We start from the raw sequence: 26163 nt of genomic DNA, 5'->3' as shown, positions 1-26163 counted from the left end.
ATTGCTTCTTGAAAAGCTTTCAGCAGATGCATATTCACGATTGCCTGATGAAAATTTTATAATGGTTGAATTTCAAAGACATACTGGGATCCCAATCCCTATTTTAATTTCTCAATTCTATAAAATTGGAACCCAGTATCAGGCTTAGGATACAGTTTTCCGGCTCTTACGATCCGATCTCTTGCCAGATCTGAGATGGTAGAAAAACCCATTCTACCTGCATCCGAATCCTCTTTTACTATTTCTGTATTCTGAACACAAATAAAACGTCGTTTAGTGGATTGCTTTTCGTTTAGTTTGAAAACAGCATGAGGCATTGATGCTGAGCCGGCAAAAAGATCCAAAATCAAATCCTCATCTTCGCTTAACTGCTCCAAAATCACAAGTAGTAAATCAGTTGGTTTTGGATATTTAAACGGCAATCCTTCCGGATATAATTCTTTCAGCTCCCGGGTTCCTTTGCTTGTTGGAATATCAGTAATAACCGATGAGATGGGATTAAAAATACTCTTGAGTTCCGACTTGTACTTTTTCAACAAAAAGCGTTTGCCTTCCTCTTTGGGAAAAATCAATTTTCCTGAGTCGAACCACTCGGTAACCCGCTGTTTCGAAAAAGCCCAATATCGTCCCGATGGAGGTAAATATTCCTCTTTTGTAAAGGGATTTGTAATCACAAAACGGGAATTGGAGTTACCGCTTGCCGCCGAGGGATTATCAGGAATCCAATCTCCATTGGGGTCGTTATCAGGATTTGAATAATTGGATAAATCCTTACGTTCACCTTTCAACTTTACTTCCTTTGCATTTTTAGCATAGAGTAATATATATTCATGATTTGCAGCAAATAAATTACCCGAAACATTGGAGTTCGTTCGATTGATCCAGATGAAACATCCAACGAAATGATCCTCTCCAAAAACCTCATTGCAAATCAGCTGCACATTAGCCTTCTCACTTTCGTCAATAGAAACGGCAATTGCACCATCATTGGTTAACAGCTGTCGGGATAAAATCAGTCGCGGATAAATCATGTTCAACCAATTGGTATGAACTTCCCCGCTTTCAATCTGATTTTTCAGCCCAAAATCAACCCGTTCAATGCCGGTACCATTCAAAAATTCCAAATACTGATTCGATCGGATTTTAAAACGGTCATTATAACCAAAATCATTACCCGTGTTATAGGGTGGATCGATATAAATCAACTTTATTTTCCCAGCATATTCTTTCTGCAATAAGCGCAAGGCATCTAAATTATCACCTTCTATAAACTGATTTTGAGTCGTTTTTGGCTGAACAGATTTTGCTTTATCAAAAAACAGTTTATCCGTACTTTCTTCACGGGCTTGCGTTGCTGCATTCTCTTTTCCAAACCATGTTAAGCCATAATTCGATTCATCTACTAACTGGTCAGATTCTAAATAAATTTTAAGCTTCTGAATATCCAATTGATCTCCTGCAAACACCTCTGGGAAAAGACCTTTCAGCTCAGTTAATTTCTTTTGTTTCCGATAAAAAGAGAGTAGCTTTTTTCCTTGCATAACAACAAGTCTGAAGTAATATGATTTGTTTCACAAACCTACAACTTTTCAGTCTTGAATAAAAATTCCAAAGCTCTATTTCGTGCTAAGAAAATGCCTGACAATCCTGAGTAAGCAGTAATCTCTCGTACAAATAATCATCATTGCCGCTTATTCGAACCATATAAGCTTCATCAGGTAAATTACATGGTAATTCTTCTTCACAAAACTGATTTTTCGAGCCTAAACTTAAGTACACGATCTCTCCCGATAAATTGATCAATTCGATTCGATACATTCCTTCGCTATACATATACCTGATTATTAATTTTTCCGAAAGTAATCGAAGATAATTCGTTGTTTGTTCTCTATATGTTATTAAAAGTTGATTTAATTGTGCGGATTTTGAACTATTCGGGATCCCAAACTTTCCGGCATTGAGTTTTTGTTATCTTTGCGCCATGCAAGCAAAAAACATGGATACTAAAAAGATTTTAGAGAAGCTATCAATTCAGGAATTGAATGAGATGCAAAAGGAATGCGCAAAAGCCTATACCAAAAACAGCGATCTGCTTTTGGTATCCCCAACAGGGTCGGGAAAAACTTTAGCTTTTTTGTTGCCAATGCTTGCTGAACTGGATTCTGAAACAGATGCTGTTCAGACCCTGATTTTAACTCCTGCACGTGAACTTTCTTTGCAAATAGAGAGTGTTTTTAAAAGTATGGGGACTGATTTTAAGGTAAATTGCTGCTACGGCGGGCATCCAATGTCGACCGAAAAAAACAATTTAAAAACTCCTCCGGCTGTGCTTATTGGTACTCCGGGAAGGATTGCAGATCATATTCGAAGAGGAAATTTTGATTGCAGAAATATCAAAACTCTGATATTGGACGAGTTTGATAAGTCGTTGGAATTAGGCTTTCAGAAAGAAATGAAGGAAGTTACACTAGCTCTGCCTTCTAAAATTAAAAAGGTATTGACCTCTGCCACCAATAATATTGATATTCCGGATTTTACCAGACTAAATTCGCTCATCGAGTTGGATTTTATTCCCAATGCAAAACCGATTGCTTTGGATCAAAAGAAAGTAATATCTGTAGAAAAAGACAAATTAGCGACTCTTTTTCAATTGGTTTGTCATTTGGGAAATCAGCCAAGCTTAGTTTTCTGTAATCACCGTGATGCAGTGGAACGAATTGGAAAACATTTTTTAAATGAAGGCATTCAGTGTGATGTTTTTCATGGCGGATTGGAACAGGATGATCGGGAGAGAGCCCTTCTAAAATTCCGAAATGGAAGTCATTACCTGCTGATTGTTACCGATCTTGCTTCGAGAGGATTGGATATTCCTGAAATTAAAAATGTGATTCACTACCAACTGCCAAGAGTAGAAGAAGCATTTACACATAGAAATGGGCGAACAGCCAGAATGAATGCCGAAGGAACTTCCTATCTGGTACTTGCTCAGGACGAAACACCTCCGGAATTTATTCCTGAAAACATTGAAGTACTTGAACTGGCAGAAGATCAACCATTACCGGCAGAACCTGAATGGGAGACTCTTTACATTTGTTTGGGTAAAAAAGAAAAAATAAATAAAATTGACTTGGTTGGATTCTTTTGTAAGGTTGGAAATCTGAAAAAAGAGGAATTGGGGAAAATTGATGTTCTCGATCACTCTTCATTTGTTGCGGTAAAGAGAGGAATGGGCGAAAAATTGGCCCGGAAACTTAAAAACGAACTCATTAAAAAGAAGAAAGTTAAAATTCAGGTTTCGTATTAATCTGAGTTCGATTATTGACTCTTTAATAAAGAGAAACTTTAAATCTTTGGCTAGTTATTTAGTGGAAAAAGTAATTAGTAACTAAATATTAGCAGTTAACTGTTAAGACTTTTATACAATTGAATAAGCTGACTAAATTTTATTAATCATCAAAAATTTTATCGAGCAGCCGGCTAAACATTTTTTTTGTTTTGGATTCTTTATGCGAAATAGAATTTTGCGTGGAAATGCTTCTGAATATGTGCTCCCATTCCGGTAATCCACCAAAATTGCGGTCATCAATGTATAAATCAGCGTAAATTTTGCGACTGATGGTGTCATCAAATTCCTCTTCAGGGTAATTGCTGTTCACAGCGTAGAATTCCAAACCTCTTTTTTCACAGTAATCAACAGCTTCGTAAAGATTTTCTTCCGTTCTGTACGTCCATAAAATAATTTGATGACCTTCCTTTTGCAATGCGATCAGACTTTCCACAGCAAATGGAATTTCACTTCCAATTTCAGGATATTTATGATGTACAATGGTTCCATCAAAATCTACAGCTATAATCATAAAGAGAATAATTTAAGTATCAATTAGTTATAAAAATATAGAATTCTTTTATTCTTTCTCTATGATTAACGAACAAAAATGGCCTGAATTGTTATTCAGGCCATTTATTTACTCTTTTAATTACTGGAGACTTTTTCCCACAGTCTTCGGACTATTCCCGGCGAACTGTCTTCGTAATAATATCCGTTTCCACTTGTATTTCTTGAGGATTTGCCTTGATAACCATTCATGGCAACATCATTCAATACCAATGAAACGTTCGACAAAGTGCCTTTTACAGCCAACTGATTCACAAAACTAATCTGTTCCCGATGACTGAATCCCCGTCGAAGAACAAACAAATTAGCATCTGCAAATTTGCCTGTGATGATTCCATCCGTTACCATGGAAAGAGGCGCATTGTCGATAAATATATAATCGTATTTCCCTTCCACTTCGCATAACAATTGCTCAAACCTTCCATTTTCCAGCAGCTCAGCCGGATTTGGAGGCACAGGTCCAGAGCTTACACAGTGAAGGTTTTTAATGTTAGTTTCCTGAATGATCTCGCTGCATTTGCTATGACTGATTAAATAGGTGCTTAAGCCAAGCGCATTATCCAAATCAAAAGCGATTTCAATTTTTGGCTTTCGTAAATCAGCACCAATCAATAAAACCTTCTTATTATTCATGGCAACAATGGCAGCCAGATTAACTGCAGCAAATGATTTTCCTTCTTCGGGTATTGTTGAATGAATTCCGATAATTTTAGTCGGATTGTTGGGCAGTACATAAGTTAAATTTGTCCGCAAGGTTCTAAATGACTCGGATATAGCCGATCGGGGATGATAAAACACCGGAACTGCTTCGCTGTATTTATTATGAGCAATAGTCCCCAAAATAGGAAGTTGAGTCTTCTTCATAATTTCTTCCTTATTCTGGATATTATCATTAAAGAATTCTTTTAGAATAATGATTAAAAAAGGAAGACCAACTCCCAAAAACATGCCAATTAGTAAATTAATTGCTGTTTTGGGCTTAATTTTAACAATAGTCGCCAATCTTGCCGGATCGATTATTTGTGAATCGGACACATTGGATGCTTTGGCAATGGCTGCTTCTGCACGTTTTTTCAGTAGAAAAGTATAAAGTTCGTTGTTTAAATCGAAGTTCCTTTTCATACTAACCAGTTTTTGCTCATGTTTGGGCATTCGGGCCAATTGCTCTTTAACGGTCTCCATTCTTCCGCTTAAACTTTGTACTTCAATTCGAGAGTTGGCCACCATGCTTTGAAGATTCTCCTCCAAACTTTGTTGAATTAACTGAATTTCCTTATTCAGAATAACCAAACTCGGATTTTTCTCCTGAACACTATAAGAAAGCACTTCCCGTTTTCCGTACAAATCAGTCAATTTAGCCACCAATGCATCTAACGAAGGATCTGTAACACCTGTTATGGAAGGAGCTATTACTTGTTTCATTTGATTTACATCGCCTAAATTACGCAACAAATTTTCATAATAATCCAAAGAAATTTGAGCCCTGGACAACTGACTTTCAAGCTCCTCTACTTTTGCTACAATCACGCCGGCTTCCTGTCCCAAATCAACAATTCTGTTTTTTGATCTGAAATTGCTAAAACTCTGACCTGCCATTTGAAGAGAATCCACAATTCCCTCTAACTGAGAATCGATGAAACGTACCGTACTTTCCGATTTCTTATTTTTTTCGATCAAACCAAATTGAATGTAAACCCAATTCAATTCATTTAAATAATCCACTCCTCTTTCGGGTTCCGAATTATCAATTCGAAGATGAATCAATTCAGCCTTTTTCTCAGCTACGCTAATAGTCATACTCTCCATATACGCGAGAGTAAGCTCATCTAAATTGTTGAAAACGAAAAAATAATTTTCATTCTTATCAATTCCCTCTTCTTTCTTCTTAAGTATAAAATGAAAGTAGTTGTTCTTAAATGGCTGATCGAAAAAAGCTTTCTTTTCAAATTTAACATGTACTTCATCACCCTTATAATCGGCTTTCCCATCTACTTTAATTTTATAGGATTTGTCATCAATCTGAACAATGGAAATTGGTAAGTTGGTTATATTATCCCCGTCCATTTGCTGCACTTCGAATGGTTCATGTCTATATAAACCTCTGTCGGAAAACAACTGCTTTTTATACCAGGATTGATTCCAAGCCAAGTTTCTCATTGCCTTCCGGTTAATGGTATATGATTTTAGAATTTCTAAATGGTTTTGTATGTTTGCTTTCTCCTGAATTTTATAAGCATCAAACATACTTTGTGCGCTGGTTTCCCCTGCATCAACATGAATTAAGAGAGTACTCCGCATCATGTAAACCGGATTCGAATACTTGCTAATAAAATAAGCCAACAATATCCCCAAGGCTCCGCATACAGCAAACATCTTCCATTGCGACAGCAGGCGATAAAGAAATTCCTTCACATCCGGACCCTCTTTTTGATCAAAATAATCCATTACTTCATCTACATATTTCATTGAAATAAATTTTGTGCCAGGCACCAAGCAATATGGCTTAGTTGTTGGTTAGTATTAAACTGGTTATCAATACTGCCGTAGATACTGTTGATAGCAGCAAGCTATAAATGGCCGAATTCATATTCGTATTTTTAATCCTGTGAGGCTCCACATATACAACATCATTAGGCTGCAAAAAGAATGCTTTCGATTTTAGAAAATCCTTCTTTGTTAAATCCAAACGAAATGTTTCACTTTGTTTCTCGGAGGTCCGCATCACCAAAACACGGTCAATTTTTGCATATTCGGTGATTCCATTCGCCATACTAATGGCTTCCAGCACAGTTAAGCTGCTGTTGTAGTTGTAGTAAACACCTGGTGTAGCAACTTCCCCCATTACACTTACTTTGTAATTTAAGAGTTTTACTTTAACACTGGCATCCTTTAAATATTCGTCGGCCCTCTCCTGAACCTTAGCTTGTGCTTCGGCCTGACTAAGTCCTGCAATTCCCACATGACCCAAAATTGGCAAAGAAATATTTCCATTTGAATCTACCTGATAACCATTTAAATACTGGTCGGATTGCTGACTGTATAATTGCTGTGCTCCCCCCATTCCACCAACGCTTTGCGCAGGGTTATACAATTGATTCACCTCTGGATTTAAGGATTTAATACTCACAAACAGATTGTCGTTTGTCTTGATCCGATACTCGGGAACTTTTGTTGTAAATTCACTTGCCAACACCTCAGCTTCGGTGTCCTGCAGGTAAACCAAATCTTTTTTTGATCGACAGGAAATGATACTCATTACTAAAATGAGACTCATCAGAAATAAATATTTTTTATTCATGGTCTTGGTTTTTTTGTTGATTCTAGTTTAAATATATTGAGATTAACTATTGCCCTTCACCAGTGAACACAACTTTAATGGTGCTGAGAAATAGTATTAAATCCAGTTTTAAGGACCAGGTGTCGATGTAAAGCATATCCAGTTTCATCCATTCCTCGAAAGGAATATTATTGCGGCCAGACACTTGCCAGATACATGTAATTCCTGGTTTCATGCTTAATCGCCGGCGTTGCCAGCGTTGATACTGCTGAACTTCGGAAGGGATTGGCGGCCGTGGACCAACAATCGACATTTCGCCTCTGAGAACATTAAAGAACTGAGGCAACTCATCCAAAGATGTTTTTCGAAGAAATCGTCCGACACGGGTTACCCTCGGGTCATTCTTAATTTTGAAGACCGGCCCTGATTGCTCATTCTGATTTTCAAGCTTCACCCGCAAGGCTTCAGCATTTTCAACCATTGTTCTAAACTTCAGACAATGAAAAATACGTCCATTCAAGCCTACCCGACTTTGACGGAAAAAAACAGAGCCTCCATCTTCAATTTTTATGGCCACTGATATGGCTAATAAAACAGGAGAAATCAATACCACAATAACAAATGAAAACAAGAAATCGAGCATTTCCTTTACCTTAAGGGCAAAGTAATTCTTCGTATTGTTGGCGAACGTAAGGAAAGGAAGTTCTTTAAAATAAGTGAGATGAGATCGCTGACTAACAACACTTAACAATTCGGAATAAACACGGAATGTAACCCCTACCTCGGAGCATGCATAAATCAGAGCACGAACCTCTTCGTTATCAAACTTTCCTTTGCAGTAAATTACCTCATCAACCACATTGGCATCGATAATTTCGCTTAGCTGAAAATGCTCATGCAAAACCCGAACGTGCGACTCGTATTTATTTTTGATGTGTTTCCCATCCGACATAATCGCCCACACATTGTATCCCCAATCGCGAATAAAAAGCATTCGGTCGATAAAGTGCAGATACGATTCATCATCGGCAACAATTAAAACATTTCTGGTATTAAAGCCTTTCCCTCTCAGTAATTTGAATAGATAATAACTTAACATCCGAAAGCCAAAAAGCACTACAAGATTTAGGCAGGCAAACAAAGCCAGAATTAATGCTGGTACAGAATCAGTAAGGAATAAGCTTCCTAAATGCAGCAATCCAGAACTGATTACAACAAGGGCAAAATATTCGGCAAACAATTCGGAGTAGGTTTTCACCCGTAGCATTTTACCCAGATTCAGCTCCTTTATTAAAGTGTACCAAATGGCAATAATCAGCAGGTAAATTGTATTATTATCGTGAATATCAATATTTACCGGTCTTAAATAGGTAGTAACTGCCCATGCCACCACCCAATAACAAGCAACTGATAAACCTACTTGCATAAGAGTACTCAAACGTGCAAGGGTTTGTTCTCTTCCTTTAATCATGGTTGTAAGGTTTTAAAGTGAAATTTTAAAAGACCACAGCCAGCTTTTCAAGTTGATGGTTGGTCAACGGCTGTCTGTATTCTGAGTTGAGTATTTTTTATAATTGAGATGCACACTTGCTTCAGTAAAAATAAAGTGTGAGTTTATCTGAAAAATTTTTGAATTCGTTCTTTAAATATGTAGTAGAGAAACAGAGAATTGGTTGTTAAGTATCTTTTCCACATTCGGCCGGGCTCCTGCAGGAATCGATAAAACCATTCCAAACCTGAGTTCTGCATCCAAAGGGGTGCTCTTTTTACTTTTCCGGCTACCACATCAAACGAACCGCCAACGCCCATAACAAAAGGCACTTTTAGCTGATCTTTGTAAGTATTCAGAAAAATCTCCTTGGTTGGAGAGCTTATGGCTACAAATAAAATATCAGCATTTGATGCTGCAATTTGTTCAGCAATCTCTCCTTCCTGATCTTTATCAAAATACCCATTTCGGAAACCGGCAATTATTTCTTCTCCAAAAACAGATGTGTACTTTCGGACCACTTCGGATACCACTTCTTCTTTGCCGCCAAAGAAAAAGATTTTGTATTTTTTTTCGGAAGCCAAAATAACCAGTTCCTGCATCAAATCAACACCAGAAACTCTTTCGGGTAATGATTCCCCTAGTAATCTGGAAGCCCAGACAACAGCCATTCCGTCGGCATTAATAATATCGCTGGCAACTACCGATTTATATAGCTCGGTATCGGTTTGCATGTGCACCAGTTTGGCCGCATTTACCACGATGTGCTGAATTGGCTTTTTATCCCGAATCGAATCGTCGATCAAATGAAGAGTTTCCTTCATCGTCAACACGTCAACCGGCGAGTTCATTATCGTAATTCTCTTTTTCATCTGAGTATAATTTCAAGTTTTTGCCATATGGAACTCGCCAAACAGTCATTCATATGTTTGTGAGCTTTTTCTCATGGCTCGTTTCATATTCCGGTGTTTTTATGGTTTCAACTAAATAGTTTGATAAGGACAGAAACATCCAGGCTTGTGCCCATCGGATGTAAGGAATTTTATTTTTTCCGCGTTTCCCTAACTGGAAATAGAAGTACCCGGATTGATCCTGAAGATTGCTGATTGTCCATTTTAAAACCCGGTCGACCAATTCCTGATTCTCTTCGAACACGTGTAAGCTGCTTAGTGTAATTGGCAGTTGAGCCGGACAATGTATATCAATCGGATAAACCGAATTGTTGTAATATTTTGGTGTTCCGTCATCGGCGAAAAAATTGGCCAGGTAATAATCCAATCCCAATGCAATTTGCCGGTCGAAGGAGGAATCATTACTATATCGGCGATAATCGGATAAAGCTTCGAGATTAAATCCGGTATGAAAATTATCAATCCATCGATGATAAGGCAAAGTACCGTACGACCAGGATCCATTGGAATTTTGATGCTTGATGCAATACTGAGCCGATTGTTTGGCACAATTCAAAACTTCCTCTTCTTGCGTGTAATGATAGATTCTCGACAACATCCGGCTTCCTAAAAGAGAAGCATTAAAAACCTGAGTTTGATCCAATGGTGAATAGGAAAAACAGAAATCCCCGTTTCTGTCGTAGGTTCGGTTCAAATCTTTTAATATGAAATCTTTGATTTGCAAGGCCGTCTCCAACAACTTTTCATCTCCCAATATTTCGTAGGCATCCAGCAATGCACATCCTACGTAAGTAGTTACCACTACCGATGGTGTGCCTTTGGGTTGAAAAAAGGCTCTGGCCTGCCAATCGAAATTGTATCCCCAACAGGGGCCAGACCAGCCTTTGGATTGCATTTCCAATAATTTTTCACTCAGAAAATGAATCCGGGATCTTACTTCCTGTGTTCGATCAAGTTGATAGAGCTTACAATATCCACTAAGAAATAAACCAAGACCTTTTGGATTGTAATCCTTATCAACTCTGGTAAGACCCCGGAAATTTATTGGGTTCTTTTTAAATGCCTGAATCCAAATCAATCGCATTAACCTGCTGTTTTTCACAAAAGGAATGGACTGAAAAAATTTGGAATTCAAAGCATCGTATGGATCCCAGCCTTTGTATTCCTGGCTTTCGATATAGTTTCGAAGATTTTCGAAGCTTGTTTTGTACATGTTTTCTCAACAATAGATGGTTAGATAAAAAAGGCTGTTAACTAAAGATTAGCGTCTGATCACGCTTGAAAATTGATTTAACCTGTCAAGGGGTACGAAGCTCCTGACAACCTTAACTCCAACAGGTCTGCGACTCTGTCGGATTCTCTACTTACAATACCCCAAACCCCTAAAGGGCTTACAAAAAATAAACAAGCATTAATTGCAGATCAAAGTCTCCTTTGTGGGATTTAGTTTTTTTATTTACTGTTCCTTTATCTTTACAAGCAATTCGCTCAAAGTATGAAATGCAATTTCTCTCTTGCCTGCTTGTTTGGCCAAATAAAGCAAGGCATCCGGATAGTAGAAATCCTTTGGATGTCCGACCAAAACAAAGGGATGAAACAGCATTGCAGAATGCTTCTGAAGCCTGATTGCCGCGTTTAAAAAACTTCTCATTTTACCTTTCGAGAACAAACAAAAATCCCAGGTTAAGGCCTCTTCCTGAAGCAAAAACCGAACAGTCTCCCATTTTGATTTCTTTGCGCTGTTGTTTTTAAATTTCTCTAAAGAATTGGCTTTGTTCTGCATTGCAGATTTTATTCGTATTGCATCGTATTTTAAGATCCGTATTCGCTTTTGAGCAAAAATTGGCAGCTCCAAAAATCCACTGCCAATGCCGTTTGAACTCATTAAAGAAGTATTGGAGGCATACCAGTAAGCTTTGGTTTCTGAAATGTTGGAATAATCATAGCTTGATAAATTGCCCTCTGCTTTTCCGCCAAAATAAACCGAGCTATCCGCAATAAAAGAATGCTGTTTAAGAACTTTCAGCAATCGGTCAGATGGATCGATATTGTAGCCACCAGCCCGAAGTATGCTGCACTTGTACTCCGGATTTGCAGCTTGCAGAATGGACTCCAAAGTCTCTTTTCCCTTTCTAATTATGTCTGACAATCCCATACTAATGGTTTCGTCCGGTTGATCGGGCACCTCCGGCAACCTCCAGTAATCCAAATTCAGCAGCCATTCCCCATTTTCATATTTCGCATCAATCCATTGCGGATGCAAATGCAATTGCACATCGTGCCCCAATTGATAAGCTCTCTGTATTTGCTCTTTCATGGCAGTAGCTGGATTCGATGGATAGCCCATTGAAATACCATTCTCGTAAGCTTCCTTCAGCTTCCAATACTCCACTACTTCAAAAAATATAGTCAGCTTGATGTTGTGCTGTTTGCAAATGCTCAACATTCTATTGGTTGGCTCAATAATGTGCTGAAACACATTACCGCGACCGGAACCAAAAAGTTCGTAGTCGAGCGTCAGGCATAAACTTGTCTTCAAAGTTGAGTTGATTTTACGTTTGATTTATTTTAGGAGCAACACTTGCCGTTTCCATGCATTTCTTCCATGTTCCCATGTATTTCTTCGCGTTGATCAGGCATTTCTTCGACGTTCCCATGTATTTCTTCACGTTGATCATGCATTTCTTCTACGTTCCCATGCATTTCTTCATGTTGATCATGCATTTCTTCGACGTTCCCATGCATTTCTTCACGTTGATCAGGCATTTCTTCGACGTTCCCATGCATTTCTTCACATTGCGTTTGTGATTTCCTTTGCGTACCTGAGCCTTGAGTACTTCCTTTGGTCTTCTTTAGCGTTTCACCTGTCGGAAAAATGGTTTTAAATCACCAATATCCCACACATCAAAAGTTCTGCTGCTGAAATTGAATAGGACCGATAACATATGCATTATGCTGAGGGGATTTTTAACAGCCAAAACCATATCGCGCAATATATTCATCCACTGAACCTGCTTGGGATTCTTTTGATTGCTAACACTATCGCCTAAAATATAGGGGATCAAATCAGGATATTTCAGTTTCATAATCCGGATAAATCCAAATGGACGGGGGTTTACTTCCAAAAGATAAGGCTCGCCATTAAAGATTTTAAATTCAACATCAAGAAAACCGGTAAATAATGTTTTGCCAATTAGGTTAATGGATTTTTCTTCGATGATTTCGGCAAATTCGCCACGATATTCTTCCACAACCGAAGAGACTCCCGAACGATAGTGCCGGACTTCATTCACACAAATGCCTGCAACTAATTTTCCTTGATCAAAATAGGCTCCATAGGAAAAATTGTTTTGTAAATCTTCTCCCAAATACTCCTGCATAACCAACGATTCTTTCTCCCGATCGATAAGAGTTTGCTTAAGATTCTTTAGCTCTTTGACATCTTTTACCACACAGGTTTTAAAGATTGGCTTTTGGTACAAATAAATATCCTGATTCCATTTTACTATTTGCGGAAATGTAAAACTCCTGTAATCGGTATCGTGATTCAATTGACTCAGAAGAATTGATTTTGGGTATTTACAATTAATCTCCCCGGCCAATTGGTAGGTATTTAGTTTGTTCAAAAAAATAGATAAAGCCTTGGTATCTTTAGGTACAACATTAAAAAGAATGAAAAATTCAGGAAAATACTTCATCAGAAAAGACAGGTAAAAACCACTCGCTACCATACAATCCTGTTTCTCATTTTTCGCAGCTAAACCGGTTAATTTCTGAATTAAATCTTCTTCTGCATCAACAATTAATTTTGTGCCATAACGTGAGTACATGGCAATTTCATTTTTGCGCCCTACCAGAGTCACCAAATATCCTATCCGACTATATTCCCGTAACAAAAATAAAGCTTGCGGTCCTGCTCCAACAATCACAATCTGCTTCTGAATCAGGCTCATTTTTTTTCAATTTGAGATACAACTAAATTAAACTTCCCTTTGCTGCTTCGAATCAATCCCTGCGTTTCAATTTTTTCAAAGCTAATCCTGCAGTCATTCCCCAACAAAGCCCTTAAATTTTGTTCCAATTGTGCGCAGTCTAATTTTGTAAATCCTTTATCAGGAATCAGATTTACCTTTATCTCTCCAACCGTATTTTGAATTATCTGAGCGGCCAAAAGTTGATTTATTTTCTTGAAAGCCAAATCCAATCGTCCAATTCGCTGCCCATCTTTCAAAATCACATAATCATCATCGCGTCCCTCAATTTTTTGAACCACACAGGCTCCGTTGCTTGTTGGGGCCAATTGAATCAGATCATCTACCTCATAACGAATTAATGGAAATGCACTATTAATAAATCCGGTTGTTATTAAGTGATTGTCTTCGAATTCGGTGTGTGAATACAAGGGAAATTCATGATAATAAGAATCATCAAACTGTCCGAAAGCAACTGTTTGCTCTGCATTTCCATACCAATCAAATATCCTGGTGTTAAAAACTTTTTCTATAATTTCTCTTTGAAAATCGTGCAGTACCTCCGAAGAAGTAAACGCAATCGGAATGTTTAGTTCCAAATTGGCTTTGTACAACTCAGTGGCCAATATGTGCATGGAACTTGGATATGCCTTTATTACTTTCGGCTGAAAATCAGTAATCATTTTATGAATCCTGCCAATTTTATCCGCCCCCAAATGAAAACTTGATATGTACAATACATGATTGCTTTTATCGAAATAAGAAACCGTATTCCGATCCAATACACCTCGAAGGGAAACTACCGGATCGCCTAAATGATAACCATGCATCTGCTGGAAAAAATGTCCGTATGCATACTCTTTTATGGTAGATGAAAAATTGCGGTAAACCCGCAGAGGTGTTCCTGTGGTACCACTCGAATAAGCTTTAAAAACCGTTAATCTTGATTTGGTTAAAATATCGGCACTGTTTTTTTTAACGATCGACTTATTGATGATTGGTAATTTATTGACATCCGATAAATTTTTAACCGAATCAATCGTTAATCCATGAGACTGATACAGATTCTGATAGAATTTTGAATTCTCAAAAGCATTTCGAAATTGTTTTACAATCTCCTTCTCTTTTAAATCCAGTAATTTCTGTTCCGAACAGGTGCTCAAATCAATAATCTTTTTGAGCTCTTTTTCGAACCCACTTCCAAACTTAATTTTATAAGCAATCAAATCTTTGATTAATCGATAAGTCATATTCGAAGTTTATGGTTTAAGCCTCCTGTATAATTTCTCTGATCACCTGATTTCTCTTCTGAGAATTGAGGTTTGAAACCATCAAATTATACTTCCCTGATACTGTTCTAATAATTTGGTCTTCACCAATTTCTTTATAATGAATTTTACAATCAGCACCCAAAAGCTGAGTTAAATTATTAATGAGGTTCGCTTTATTCGTCTCTGTAAAATTATCATCGGGAATGATATTCAGACTGATTTCGCCTACCACATTCTGAACTATTTGTGCTCCCAGAATGTTCTTTACATTGCTAAAATTAAAAGCATGATCCAATAGTCCAATTTGCTGCCCGTTTTTCAGTTCTATGTACTGATTGTCGCGTCCTAAAATTTGGCTGGCACAACAACGAATGCAGCTGCTGTCGCACTTCAGTTTTATCACATCATCAATTTTGTAACGAATCAGCGGAAACGACTTATTAATAAACCCGGTCGTAACAATACACTTTTCCTGCACCTCAACATGACCATACAAGGGAATATCCTGATAGAAACCTTCCTTCACCTGTCCCAAAGAAATCGTCTGCTCTGAATTCCCGTACCAATCGAAAATTTTTGTGTGCAGAATCTTTTCAATAATGCTTCGTTGAAAATCGTGCAGCACTTCGGAAGAAGTAAATGCCAACGGAATCTGCAAATCGAGTCCTGCTTTGTACAATTCTACAGAAAGAATTTGCAGCGACGATGGGTATGCCTTTACTACCTTGGGTCCGAAATCTTTAATTAACCGGTAATACTTTTTAATATTTTTTTCATTCAGATTATAGCTCGATAAATGAAGGGTATTTAAAGAGCGGTCGTATCTGGATATTTCTCTTTGATCTAAATCTCCCTTGATTGAAATAACCTTGTCGCCCAACTGATAACCATGCGACATCTGAAAATAATATCCGTAGGAATATTCTTTACAAACCGATTGATAATCGCGGTACAACTTTAATGGCGATCCGGTTGTTCCGCTGGTATAAGCAGTATAAACAAAGAGTTTATTACACGTAAGCAACTCATCAACCCGATGGCGAATATCTTCTTTTGTGATGATTGGAATCAGCTTTGCATCATCGGTAGATTGAATTGAATTTAGGTTCAAACCATGCTCCTGATACAGACTTTTATAAAACTTTGAATTGGCAAATGCATTTTGATATTGCTTTACAAATTCCCGGTTTTTTAATTCCAGCAGTTCAGAATCACTCATTGAATACAGTTCCGTAATTCGTTGCAATTCCTTTGAAAAACGGTACCCAAATTTAATTTTGCTCAATAAGTAATCCCTTACTCCCCGATAGTTCATGGTAGATAGAAAATAGAGTTTTTAAAACGCTTTGCGGATAAAAGTCAACGCTTCCTTTTGCCGACCTTTCAGAGTAGATTTGTATCAGATTATGGTTGTTTAGTAATTTTAAAATGGCTTTTTTTATCTCTTCCTCATTTCCGGCATCCACTAAAATGCCATTCTTGTATTTGTAAATTAAATCAGGAATTCCTCCGGCATTACTTGATATGATCGGCAGTGAATAACTCATTGCTTCCAAAATAGATAAAGGCAATCCTTCCTTGTAAGAAGGCAAAATAAAAATATGCGATGAGCGCAGCAAGCGGTCTTTTTTCTCTGCATCTGCCCAACCTTCAAATTGTACCAGACTCTCCAGTTTCCAGCCCGCAATGTATTTCTTTAGCCGGGCAACTTCGCCATTGCCGGCAACCTTTAAAGTTAATTTACCCTCAAAAATAGGTCTGTTTTTCGATATGGTTTTTAGTAAATCAAATATTCCCTTATTGTCACCAATTAAGCCCAAAAAGAGAAACTGAAGTTTGCCATTCAACACTATTTTATTGGGTTCGTCCGGAGGAACAATCATGTTGTTCAAAATCACAATCTGCTTCGGATGAAACGCACTGGAAAAGAAATGCCTCCATTTTTCAGTCAGGCAAAAAACAACATCTGCAGACTGAATTACGTAACGAATTCTCTTTTGTATAAATACCGGTGATTCCAAATAAAAATCGCGAAAACCTCCTCCGTGTATGTGATAGATCAGTTTCTTGTTAAATAACCTGTGAACAATCGAGAACAGAATGTATTTGCGGTAAAAACTGCCTTTCGATGCTCCGTGAATATGAATAATTTTAATCTCTGAATCTATTAAAAGGCGAAATATCAATTCAATTACACAAACAGGAAACCAAATACTATTCAACACTTTAGAGTTGAAGCGATGAGTAACAATCAGCTTAAATGGCTTAATGTGTTTCGAATAATTATTTACACACAAGCCTATCCCACCTTTACTGTTGGTATTCCCAGGAGCAATAAATAATACTTCTTTCATCTGTTTATAATTTTAAGCTTTTGTCAGATGGAACTCCCAAATTACACTCATTCACCTGTGTGTAATACTTTTTACATAGTCGTTTCATGAATATATAAAGTATGAGAACACTACCCTTTTTAGGAATACTGATCTATGATTTGAACGCTGACTTTCCTGTTTTCTGATTTTAATTTCAACTGCAAAGGTTGAATGTACTGATGCCACAAACCTAACATACGTGCAATATTTTCGTATTTCCCTCCTTTTGTATTGATAGAAACTCTGGGGAGTTCGTACATTCCATTATTTTCACGGCTAAGATTCGGATTCGTAGTAAAAGCCATTTTATAGCCGTTCTTTTTTAAGAATTCAAAATCCCTTTCATCGTAATCGCCGTTTGGATATGCAAATGAATTAATTTCCGTTTTCAACCAGCTCTCTAAAATCTTTTTCGATTCGGAATACTCAAATGCCAGTTCCTCATCGCTGCATTGAATACCAATTGGATGGTGATAGGTATGCGATCCGATGGTAACAAGCGGATGGTTGTGCAAATATTCCAGTTCTTTCAGATTTACAGCCGATCTCTTTAAAATTCGTTCAGCAACAGCATTTCGAACATATTCCATTCGCTGTCTGTTTTTCATCCTTTTTAAATCCTCCGCACCACTTATTTCGGGATACTTACTTTTTAAATAAGGAACATATTCCCACCAATAATTCCCCGACACAACCGGTTTAACGGGTGTGAAAATTGAAATAGGAATTTGATATTTCTCAATAATTGGAATCAACTTCAAGTTCCCTTTCCAGGCATCATCAAACGAAACAAAAGCTTTTCTTCCCTTCAAATCCTCCCCGCTAAGTGCAAAATCATACAATTCTTTCTCGCTGATAAAATGAAAATTGTTAGCTCTTAAAAACCGTATTATTCCTTGAAACAAAAAAGGGGACGGATTGTGAAAATAGACAGACAAAACATGTTTATCGAACTTTTTCAATCCATAACCTTTAAAAAGTAAAAGCAGAACCAAACCCAAAATATCTCCAAGTATTTTCTTAAATCCCTCCATTGCCATTTACATTTTGAAGATTTTTAATTACTTGCTGCTCTTCTTTTTTCAAGCGATACAAAAAGTAAGGCAAGGCAAACAAGGATTTTAATCGAAGCTGATAATCGAAACACATATAATAGCGATCAATCTGATCGGTAAACTGAAATTTGTAGGTATCCAATCCCATTCCGAAAGACAATTTCTGCTTTTTTTCACTAAAACTATGCTGTATAACCGCATCAATACAATGAATTCCTGCACCATATTTTCGGTAATCCCGATCAAAGGCTGCATCAATCCCAATTCTTTCTCCATTCCAATCGATACTTGTTGCGTAAGCTACCACTTGCTGATTAAATTTTACGAATACGACTTGCGAAGGAAAGCATTCATACATTTTTAAATGAAACTGAGCTTTTTCAGTATCTCCGTACAAAAAGCTCTTCCCATCAACTTCTTTCGATTTCGCAATTCGTCTAATCTCAGATAAACTCGCCTCATTTATTTTCTCAAAACTTAGCTCGAACTCAAAACCATCTTTTTTAATTTTCCGAAAAGTTCTTCTCAAATCCATACGAAATTTTCCTGCATAAACCTCATCCGAAAACACCTTATAATTATTGTATTTACCTACTTGCACAAAAGGCGCACCAGCGTAATGAAACAACCGGTACTTATTGGCCAAAACCGATGATTCGGGCAGGTATTTAAAAAAGATAAAGTGAAATTTTATATTGGTTTTTATCCACGAAATCAATTCAGATGAAAAGCATTCTTCCAGATCATCAAACTTTATAATATCATTGCCGAGGCAGGACCATTGCTGTCCCATAAACTCCAGAAATTCAATTTTAATCACTTTAAAATAGGTCCGATATAATTTCACAAGCGGAACTACAGCAACAAGCTGATCATCTTTATAAGCTGCTACGATACAGGCCTTTTTATTGTATCCAAGCACATTGTTTTCAACTTTTTCGAAAACAGAAAACCAATTGTAAATCCAGTTGAACTGATTACTCGGAAAATTCCCTGTATAATCAATCTCCTTGAGATCATTTAAAGTAATAAAGCGAAAATGATACATGTTTTAAATTGTAGTTGAGTGAGTCATCGAATTTGATGATGCGAGCCGCTGTTTTATTTCAATGTAACGGTTAATCCTATTTTCGATCAATGAAATTCCGATGAACAGAGAAAGAAACAGATCTAATAAAAAGTAGTTTGCCTGCTGCGTTACCAAACAGGAAATAAACATGAAAAAGATCGATGTAGTCAATTGATTGTAACTGCTTTTTGCTGCGGAAATTTCGCTAAAAATGGAATAGAGAAAAACCAAATAAAGTAGGAAACCCAGTATTCCGTTATCGACTAAAGTTTGTACAAAACCATTGTGTGCAAAGAGTGGCATTCCATCCTTTTTCTCATATCTGTTTTGTGATTCCTGCATGCCCATTCCCACTAAATAGGTAACGAAATTACTTTCGTACAAATTTTCCAAATAAACCGCGGCAATTTGCAATCGCCCGGAACCTACTGTTTCGTATGCCGATTTATCTTCCTGTCCCGCCCGGTCGTCCATCACTCTGCGGCGGAAACCCTCGTTGGTTTGATACAACACAACAAGACCTGCAAATAAAAGAACACTAAGAGCCAATATTTTTCCCGCTTCTTTAAAAGTGATTTTTCGTACAAAAAGGACGCCAACACCAACTACAAACATGAGCCAGCCGGTTCGAGTGTAGGTTTTAAATAGAAAGAATACGCCCAAAACCAAAAGTGGTCCCAATACTAAATTCAACAGCATACCGCCTCTTTTCTTAATGATAAACTCAAGAATAACAATGCAGGCGATCGATAATAAAGCCGAGGTATAATGCGGCGCGCCCAATATGCCAACCAAACCATCCAAAGAGGTATCCTCCATCCAAAGCATGGTTTTACTGACCGGAGCCGAGAAAACACCCAAATAGTAAGGAATATTTGAAATAATTAGAAAGCAGGCCAGATAAACCGGCAGCATCCGTAATTTCTTCAGGCCTTCAACACTGTTGATATTCAAATAAATCCAATGAACCACCAAGGGTATCGTTAAATATTTAGAGAAATTGATGATGGAATCAACCGGATAATCGAAAAAAGAGATATTTACCAGATTCTTAATCGCGAAAAGATAGCCGAGAATCAAAAAATTGAAATGGACTTTCTGCCCCAGAACACTAACAAATAGAAAAATAAGTAAAGGCAGCTTCCAAATGTAAACCATTTCCTGACCGCCAATTGTATAACTCTTTAAGAAAAAAGCAATAAAAAAAGCCAGCATCCAAAGTCCTGTTTCAACGTACTTCATATTTACATCAGCGAATTAACCAACTACAAATTCTATTATTCCAATTCAACTGCAATTAGTTCTCCTATTTTATTCATGATCCGATCCCGTGTATCTCAATTTGGAAATTCAAGCAGACCTATACCTACAGTGCAATTCGATCCGCAAAAGCGAAAAATGGCTGTTCCTTTTTCAACCATCAATTTAATTTCAAGCACATATCACCCTTATTTTTAACAATCCCACATCACAATATTTACCAGTCACAGGGGAGTAAATTAGCCTAAGCTATAATCTTAAGTTTCTTTCTGGATGTATATAAAAAACAAAAAACAGAATCGAACATTTTGTACCTTGAAAGCATTCGGTACAAATATTCATTCCTTTTGGCTTTTTCTTTAAAATAGGTACTGCACTGCTCCCTTAAATCCTCTTTCTTTAAGAAAATAGCATATTTCAAAAGTTCCCTATGATAAACGTTTGAAATAAAAGGCAGTAAATGCTGACGATTAAATTTCCCGATATAATATTTTTTGATCAAATATCTGTCCTTAAAAAAACGATAATCTCCATTCCAATCTAATTTATGGGTCACCGAATCGTCGTGAATCCGATAAGTTACGGTATCGTCTTTCATGTAATGAACTTTCGTTGCTGCAGCTGTCTCAATCCATAACGGATAATCACCCATTTTCCATTTCTCATCAACAATTTTCTGCCCAATATTAATTTTTTGAAGCAAATCATTTTTCATGCATACCGTTGCTGTTGCTATGTGATTTCCCTTTAACACATCATCTAAAACATCACCCGTTGGTAACATTGCATCACCCCGAAGACTCTTTATTGTTTTTCTATCTTTAACACAAGAAAAATTGGTGTGTACCATTCCGAAATCAGGATTAGCCTCTAAAAAATCAACCTGCTTTTGCAGTTTATACGGATCGGTCCAAAAATCATCACCTTCGCAAAAAGCAACATATTTCCCTTTGCAGGCAAGGTCTGTTCTATGATCGTTTGCCGTTGCGCCCACATTTTTTTCGTCGGTGATGATCCGGATTACATCAGGGTATTTAGCTGCATATTCCTGAACAATTTTCATTGTACCATCTGTACTGCAATCCTCACCAATAATGTATTCAAACGTGAAATTGGTTTTCTGCATCATGATTCCTTCAATGCACTGCGCAATGAATTTTTCATGATTGTAGGTAATCGTTTTTATACTAACAAAAGGGGTCGTCATATTTTAAGAATTTATTGAATGTTTTTTTTTACAACGCAGCCAGTAACACATTACAAATCCGCTCCATTTCTTCTCTGTTGTATCGCTGATCGACAGGAAGAGGAAGAATGTATTTTGCCAAAATGTTCCCAAAGCCGATGTTTTATCCGAAAAGAATGCCTGCGAATTGTCAACAATCAGATTCTCGATCTGATGACTCAACGGCTCAAGTACAGCATCTTTAATTCCGAAGTAGTTGATGTAAAGCGCCACCTCATCCTTTATTGGTGAAAAATCTAAAACAGGATTCAGATTCTGATCGATTGAATGGAACTCAGGTTCTGCATTCAACTTTTTTATGGGTTCCAAAAGCACTTTACAGGAGAACTTTGGCAGGTATATTTTTTTGAAATTACCGACCCGAAGCAAATATTCGAGACAATTTCTTCCGGTATTCAAATGCAGGAAATCCGGGTAATATCCCGGTCCGCCAAGCTCTTCCAACTCAAAATAGCCGCCAATTGCTTTCATTGCTAAATAGCCAAGCGATTCGTGTTCACATTATTTATAAGAAGTATCTCTTCCGATTCGAGTTCAATCTGAATGTATTTTTCGCTGTTGTCTATCTTTTCATACATCTCATCTCCCGACGAAAATTGCAGTAAAAGAACGCCAATGGTTGCATTCGATCCTTGAAAGGATATTACCGCATCACCGGTATTTTTAAAAATGTGCTTCTCCAGAATATTTTCGGCCAAATCCGGAGATATCGTTATTTCTTTTAACAGACCATTCCGACTGCTGTGCAGAACATAGTAAGCAAAAAAGCCTTTTTTGTGAATATGATCAACAATAATTTTCTTTCCCATGGCAGCTTCAATAGTCGCATGCACCATATTAAATCCGCTTGCATACTGCTCCAGCTGAGGAACCAAATTCCCTCCGTTGCGAGGACCGACTTCCATTAAAAAAATTCGGTCATCCTCATCAATTCTAACTTCGATATTAAAGGCTCCCTGCTTTACAGCAAGAAGATCGAACAAGCGCTGCACTTCCAATTCAATCCGGCTCAAAACAGCCGCGGAATGGATCGATGGCAATGTTGTAGAGTAAGGAACAAATGGATTTACTTTTTCATCGAAATGGTGATCACCCAAATAACAAAAACAGATTTTCCCTCCGCATACAAATACATCACCATGAATCTGCGGTCCTTTCTTAACAAGAAACTCCTCCATCACGATCCTTTTGGTTCTGGAAAAACTCATCGCATATTCAAAAGCGCTTATCAACTCTCCCGCTGAATGAATCTTTCGAACCCCCTTACTTCCCGATGAATCAACAGGTTTTACCATCAACGGAAATGAAAATTCATCGATTTCAAGCAAGGCATCTGCCAAGCTCTCAAATCCTTTTGATTTTGGCAGGTTAAATCCATTCTTTTGAAGAAAATTCCTAAACAAATCTTTCTCTGCCAAAATTTTCACCGATTGATAGGAATTCCCCGGCAGCTCCATTTTTTCGGATACATATGCTGCGGTTGGTGCGGCAGGATCCGAAGCGTAGGCCACGATACCATCTATCTTCAGCTTTTTAGCCAGTTCGAGCACCAATTCTTTATCCGTAGTGCTAATGTTGTAATACTCATCGGCATATTGATGCCCGGGATTTTCAGGCGCAAAATCACAGGTAATTACGTGATAGCCCAACTTCTTTGCAGCAAGAACAGAAGGCACCTGAAAATAAGAACCCCCAAGTAGTAATATCTTCTTCTTATTCATAGCTCTACTCTATTTTTCTTTTAATTTGACTCCATATCTTCACAGGAATTTCTTTTCTCTCAACCCGTGCCATTCCTTTAAGAACAGACACAACCGTATCAACCACTTCATCGGCTAAATCAGGATACAAGGGAAGACAAATTACCTGTCGTGATATCTCGTAAGCAATATCCAAACCTTTTGCTGACGGCAATCCCCGGTATGTTGAGAATTCACTGATTAACGGGTAAAAATACCGACGTCCGTAAATGTTGTGCTTTTTCAATTCTTCATATACATCATCTCTCGATCTGCCAAACTCCGATTCGTCAATAAAAACAGGAAAATAGGAATAGTTGTAGTCAACATCCACCGGATTTTCGAGGTAACGTACCCCTTCAATATCTTTCAACCCTTCGCGGTATTTTTCAGTAATGTGCTGTCTGCCGTCAATTGCCGAATCGAAATATTTCAATTGCAGAATTCCGTAAGCGGCCTGCAATTCGTTCATTTTAGCATTAATGCCAGGCGCAACAACGGTTGTTTCATCAGCAATGCCAAAATTTTTCAAATAATCAATTCGCTTCTTTGTTTTCAAATCATGACAAATGATGGCACCGCCTTCGATGGTGTTGAAAACTTTGGTTGCGTGAAAACTGAGAATGGATAAATCGCCGTAATTCAGAACACTGGAACCTTTGTATTTCACACCAAAAGCATGAGCGGCATCATAAATTACCCGCAAGCCATATCGGTCGGCCAGATTTTGAATCTCATCAACATCGCATGGATTTCCGTATACGTGAACAGGCAATATAGCCGTGGTCTCAGGTGTAATAGCCGCCTCAATTAATTTAGGATCCAAATTGCAGTAATCAGCTTCAATATCAACAAAAACAGGTTTTATTCCATTCCACCATAAAGAGTGGGTGGTGGCTACAAAACTGAATGGCGTAGTAATTACTTCCCCTTTTATTTTCAGACACTGCAGCGCAGCCATTAAGGCCAGCGTTCCGTTCGAAAATAAGGATACGTAAGGTACTCCTAGAAAAACGGCCAATTGTTTTTCAAATTCCTGATGGTATTTGCCATTATTTGTCAACCACCTGCTGTCCCAAATATCCTCTAACAAAGGGATAAATTCCTTTAATGGCGGCAATTGCGGCCGGGTAACTAATATTTTATGTTTTTCCATCTTCTTAGGGGTATTACTTCTTTTAAAATCAGCAATCCATCGGTCAAAGCTTCTTGTTTTGTTGCTATTGCCAACAGTAAATAAGATCCGATACCTATAAGTATCTGGTAAGAGAGAGAAAGAATTTCATTATCGATCAACCAACCTGTCATCATAAAAGCAACCATTAAAAGACTGATTAAAAAGGTTTGACTAATGTCTTTAAGTTGATTCGGTATGGTATAGGCAATCAATTTTCCCGTAAAAAAAGCATTGATGAAAAAGCTAATGAAAGAGGTGCAGATCTGGCCGATTACCAAACCCATTATTCCCCAATTCAATCCAATAACAATTGCAAGTATCACAATCGATTTTTTAACGATTTCGAGGTACAAGAATAAATCAGACCGGCCTTTTACCTTTAAAATATTCAAATTAGAAGCGTGCAAAGTGTAGATCATTCCGGCGATACACAACAACTGAAAGTAAGGTACTGCCGGCAGCCATTTTGCGCCTAGAATTAAAACCAGAAGTGGTTTGGCTACCACAGCCAATCCCAGCATCAGAGGGAAATTAATAAAGACCAAAAGTTTAATCAGTTTTCTAAATCCTTGTTTCAACTTTTCGTTATCGTCCTGAATTTTCGAAAAAGCCGGAAAGGTTACATTTCCCACCACCTGTGCCAATGTAGTAACCGGAACCTGCTGCAGTTTTTTTGCCTGCGTGTAAAAACCCAAAGCTGATGCTGAAAACATTCGTCCGATTACCATTAAGTAAATGTTCTCGAAAGTTTGACTGATAATGCCGGACAGCAGCAGTTTAGAACCAAAACGAAACAGTTGCTTAAAAGATTGAATGGAAAAAATAAATGAGGGCCGCCACGAACTCTTCATCCAAAACAAAACAGTTCTAAAAAAATAGATGCCGATAATTTGACCCGCCAAAGCCCAAACTCCATAACCAAACAAAGCCATTCCTATTCCTACAAAAGCCGATAAAAAGTTGGCAATGACCACCACCTGAGCAATGGACTTAAAATTCATTTCGATTTTAAACTTCACCAAATGAATTAAGCCAAATGAATTGACTGCTAAAACAACACAAACAACCCGCGTTAAATCTATCAGCAAAGGCTGATGAAAAAAGTCAGCGATATAAGGAGCAGCGGCAAATAGCAGAAAGTAGAGTACAAAACCTATTGCGATGTTAAAATAAAAAACCGTTGAATAATCGGTCTGATTCACATCCTTTTTCTGGATAAGTGCATTATCGAATCCACTATCGATAAAGGCCTGGGAAACCCCGATAAAGATGGCCAGCATCCCTATCAAGCCAAAATCTTCCGGCTCCAGCAGTCTGGCAAGTACAATCTGAGAAATCAGGAGAATGAACTGGCTTCCGAATTTTTCGAGAAAACTCCAGAATACACCTTTAATGGTTTGACTCTTTAATTCGGACATTTATAATGTA

23 protein-coding genes are annotated in these 26163 nt (G+C 37.7%); 1 reads left to right on the top strand and 22 read right to left on the bottom strand.

The genetic code is table 11. From position 1 onward, the window contains the following. Positions 1-98: 98 nt before the first annotated feature. Both QUH73_RS08970 and QUH73_RS08965 read right to left on the bottom strand, forming a co-directional pair. Positions 99-1541, bottom strand: coding sequence for a site-specific DNA-methyltransferase (locus QUH73_RS08970; RefSeq protein ID WP_289530103.1), 1443 nt, complete (start codon positions 1539-1541; stop codon positions 99-101). A gap of 85 nt (positions 1542-1626) precedes the next feature. After that, positions 1627-1833 (bottom strand): hypothetical protein, encoded by a 207-nt coding sequence (locus tag QUH73_RS08965; protein ID WP_289530102.1) that lies wholly within the window; start codon positions 1831-1833, stop codon positions 1627-1629. Positions 1834-1996: 163 nt separating this feature from the next. On the opposite strand from QUH73_RS08965, the gene QUH73_RS08960 reads away from it, so the two are divergent. Further along, complete coding sequence (locus QUH73_RS08960; RefSeq protein ID WP_289530101.1) at positions 1997-3304, top strand: DEAD/DEAH box helicase; 1308 nt, start codon at positions 1997-1999, stop codon at positions 3302-3304. A 142-nt stretch (positions 3305-3446) separates the two neighbouring features. On the opposite strand, the gene QUH73_RS08955 is transcribed toward QUH73_RS08960, so the two are convergent. The 20 genes from QUH73_RS08955 to QUH73_RS08860 form a co-directional block, all read right to left on the bottom strand. After that, positions 3447-3857 carry a BT0820 family HAD-type phosphatase gene (locus QUH73_RS08955; protein ID WP_289530100.1) on the bottom strand — a complete coding sequence of 137 codons (411 nt, stop codon included), beginning with the start codon at positions 3855-3857 and terminating at the stop codon, positions 3447-3449. Positions 3858-3973: 116 nt separating this feature from the next. Then, positions 3974-6361: a GumC family protein gene (locus QUH73_RS08950; RefSeq protein WP_289530099.1), complete on the bottom strand. Its 2388-nt coding sequence runs from the start codon at positions 6359-6361 to the stop codon at positions 3974-3976. Positions 6362-6398: 37 nt separating this feature from the next. Further along, a complete protein-coding gene (locus tag QUH73_RS08945) occupies positions 6399-7193 on the bottom strand; it encodes a polysaccharide biosynthesis/export family protein (protein ID WP_289530098.1) in 795 nt (264 codons plus the stop codon). 46 nt (positions 7194-7239) lie between these two features. Further along, positions 7240-8643 (bottom strand): sugar transferase, encoded by a 1404-nt coding sequence (locus QUH73_RS08940; protein WP_289530097.1) that lies wholly within the window; start codon positions 8641-8643, stop codon positions 7240-7242. Positions 8644-8786: 143 nt separating this feature from the next. Then, positions 8787-9533, bottom strand: coding sequence for a WecB/TagA/CpsF family glycosyltransferase (locus QUH73_RS08935; protein ID WP_289530096.1), 747 nt, complete (start codon positions 9531-9533; stop codon positions 8787-8789). A 49-nt stretch (positions 9534-9582) separates the two neighbouring features. Continuing rightward, a complete protein-coding gene (locus tag QUH73_RS08930; protein WP_289530095.1) occupies positions 9583-10785 on the bottom strand; it encodes a hypothetical protein in 1203 nt (400 codons plus the stop codon). A 243-nt stretch (positions 10786-11028) separates the two neighbouring features. Further along, the gene (locus tag QUH73_RS08925) at positions 11029-12111 is read right to left on the bottom strand and encodes a hypothetical protein (RefSeq protein ID WP_289530094.1); all 1083 of its coding nucleotides are present in this window, start codon (positions 12109-12111) and stop codon (positions 11029-11031) included. 29 nt (positions 12112-12140) lie between these two features. Further along, positions 12141-12317, bottom strand: coding sequence for a hypothetical protein (locus QUH73_RS08920; protein ID WP_289530093.1), 177 nt, complete (start codon positions 12315-12317; stop codon positions 12141-12143). Between the two features lie 107 nt (positions 12318-12424). Continuing rightward, positions 12425-13525 carry a hypothetical protein gene (locus tag QUH73_RS08915; RefSeq protein WP_289530092.1) on the bottom strand — a complete coding sequence of 367 codons (1101 nt, stop codon included), beginning with the start codon at positions 13523-13525 and terminating at the stop codon, positions 12425-12427. Continuing rightward, positions 13522-14793 (bottom strand): hypothetical protein, encoded by a 1272-nt coding sequence (locus QUH73_RS08910; protein WP_289530091.1) that lies wholly within the window; start codon positions 14791-14793, stop codon positions 13522-13524. Before QUH73_RS08910 ends, QUH73_RS08915 begins: the two co-directional genes overlap by 4 nt. Before the next feature lie 16 nt (positions 14794-14809). Beyond that, positions 14810-16033, bottom strand: a complete 1224-nt coding sequence (locus tag QUH73_RS08905) for a hypothetical protein (RefSeq protein ID WP_289530090.1) — start codon at positions 16031-16033, stop codon at positions 14810-14812. Positions 16034-16085: 52 nt separating this feature from the next. Further along, positions 16086-17168, bottom strand: a complete 1083-nt coding sequence (locus QUH73_RS08900) for a glycosyltransferase family 4 protein (RefSeq protein WP_289530089.1) — start codon at positions 17166-17168, stop codon at positions 16086-16088. A gap of 119 nt (positions 17169-17287) precedes the next feature. Next, the gene (locus QUH73_RS08895; protein WP_289530088.1) at positions 17288-18223 is read right to left on the bottom strand and encodes a polysaccharide deacetylase family protein; all 936 of its coding nucleotides are present in this window, start codon (positions 18221-18223) and stop codon (positions 17288-17290) included. Beyond that, positions 18210-19292, bottom strand: a complete 1083-nt coding sequence (locus QUH73_RS08890) for a GNAT family N-acetyltransferase (RefSeq protein WP_289530087.1) — start codon at positions 19290-19292, stop codon at positions 18210-18212. The genes QUH73_RS08895 and QUH73_RS08890 overlap by 14 nt, the downstream gene beginning before the upstream one ends. Before the next feature lie 3 nt (positions 19293-19295). After that, positions 19296-20555, bottom strand: coding sequence for an O-antigen ligase family protein (locus QUH73_RS08885; protein WP_289530086.1), 1260 nt, complete (start codon positions 20553-20555; stop codon positions 19296-19298). 262 nt (positions 20556-20817) lie between these two features. Beyond that, the gene (locus QUH73_RS08880; protein ID WP_289530085.1) at positions 20818-21780 is read right to left on the bottom strand and encodes a glycosyltransferase; all 963 of its coding nucleotides are present in this window, start codon (positions 21778-21780) and stop codon (positions 20818-20820) included. A 3-nt stretch (positions 21781-21783) separates the two neighbouring features. Next, the gene (locus QUH73_RS08875; protein ID WP_289530084.1) at positions 21784-22290 is read right to left on the bottom strand and encodes a hypothetical protein; all 507 of its coding nucleotides are present in this window, start codon (positions 22288-22290) and stop codon (positions 21784-21786) included. A gap of 2 nt (positions 22291-22292) precedes the next feature. Beyond that, positions 22293-23540 carry an ATP-grasp domain-containing protein gene (locus tag QUH73_RS08870; protein WP_289530083.1) on the bottom strand — a complete coding sequence of 416 codons (1248 nt, stop codon included), beginning with the start codon at positions 23538-23540 and terminating at the stop codon, positions 22293-22295. Positions 23541-23544: 4 nt separating this feature from the next. Further along, a complete protein-coding gene (locus QUH73_RS08865; RefSeq protein WP_289530082.1) occupies positions 23545-24714 on the bottom strand; it encodes a DegT/DnrJ/EryC1/StrS family aminotransferase in 1170 nt (389 codons plus the stop codon). Continuing rightward, on the bottom strand, positions 24693-26153 hold the full coding sequence (locus QUH73_RS08860) for an MOP flippase family protein (protein WP_289530081.1): 1461 nt from the start codon (positions 26151-26153) through the stop codon (positions 24693-24695). The genes QUH73_RS08865 and QUH73_RS08860 overlap by 22 nt, the downstream gene beginning before the upstream one ends. Positions 26154-26163: the final 10 nt, after the last annotated feature.

This window comes from Labilibaculum sp. K2S (assembly GCF_030372765.1).
Taxonomy (GTDB): domain Bacteria; phylum Bacteroidota; class Bacteroidia; order Bacteroidales; family Marinifilaceae; genus Labilibaculum.
This window is presented reverse-complemented; position numbering and strand designations above follow the sequence as displayed.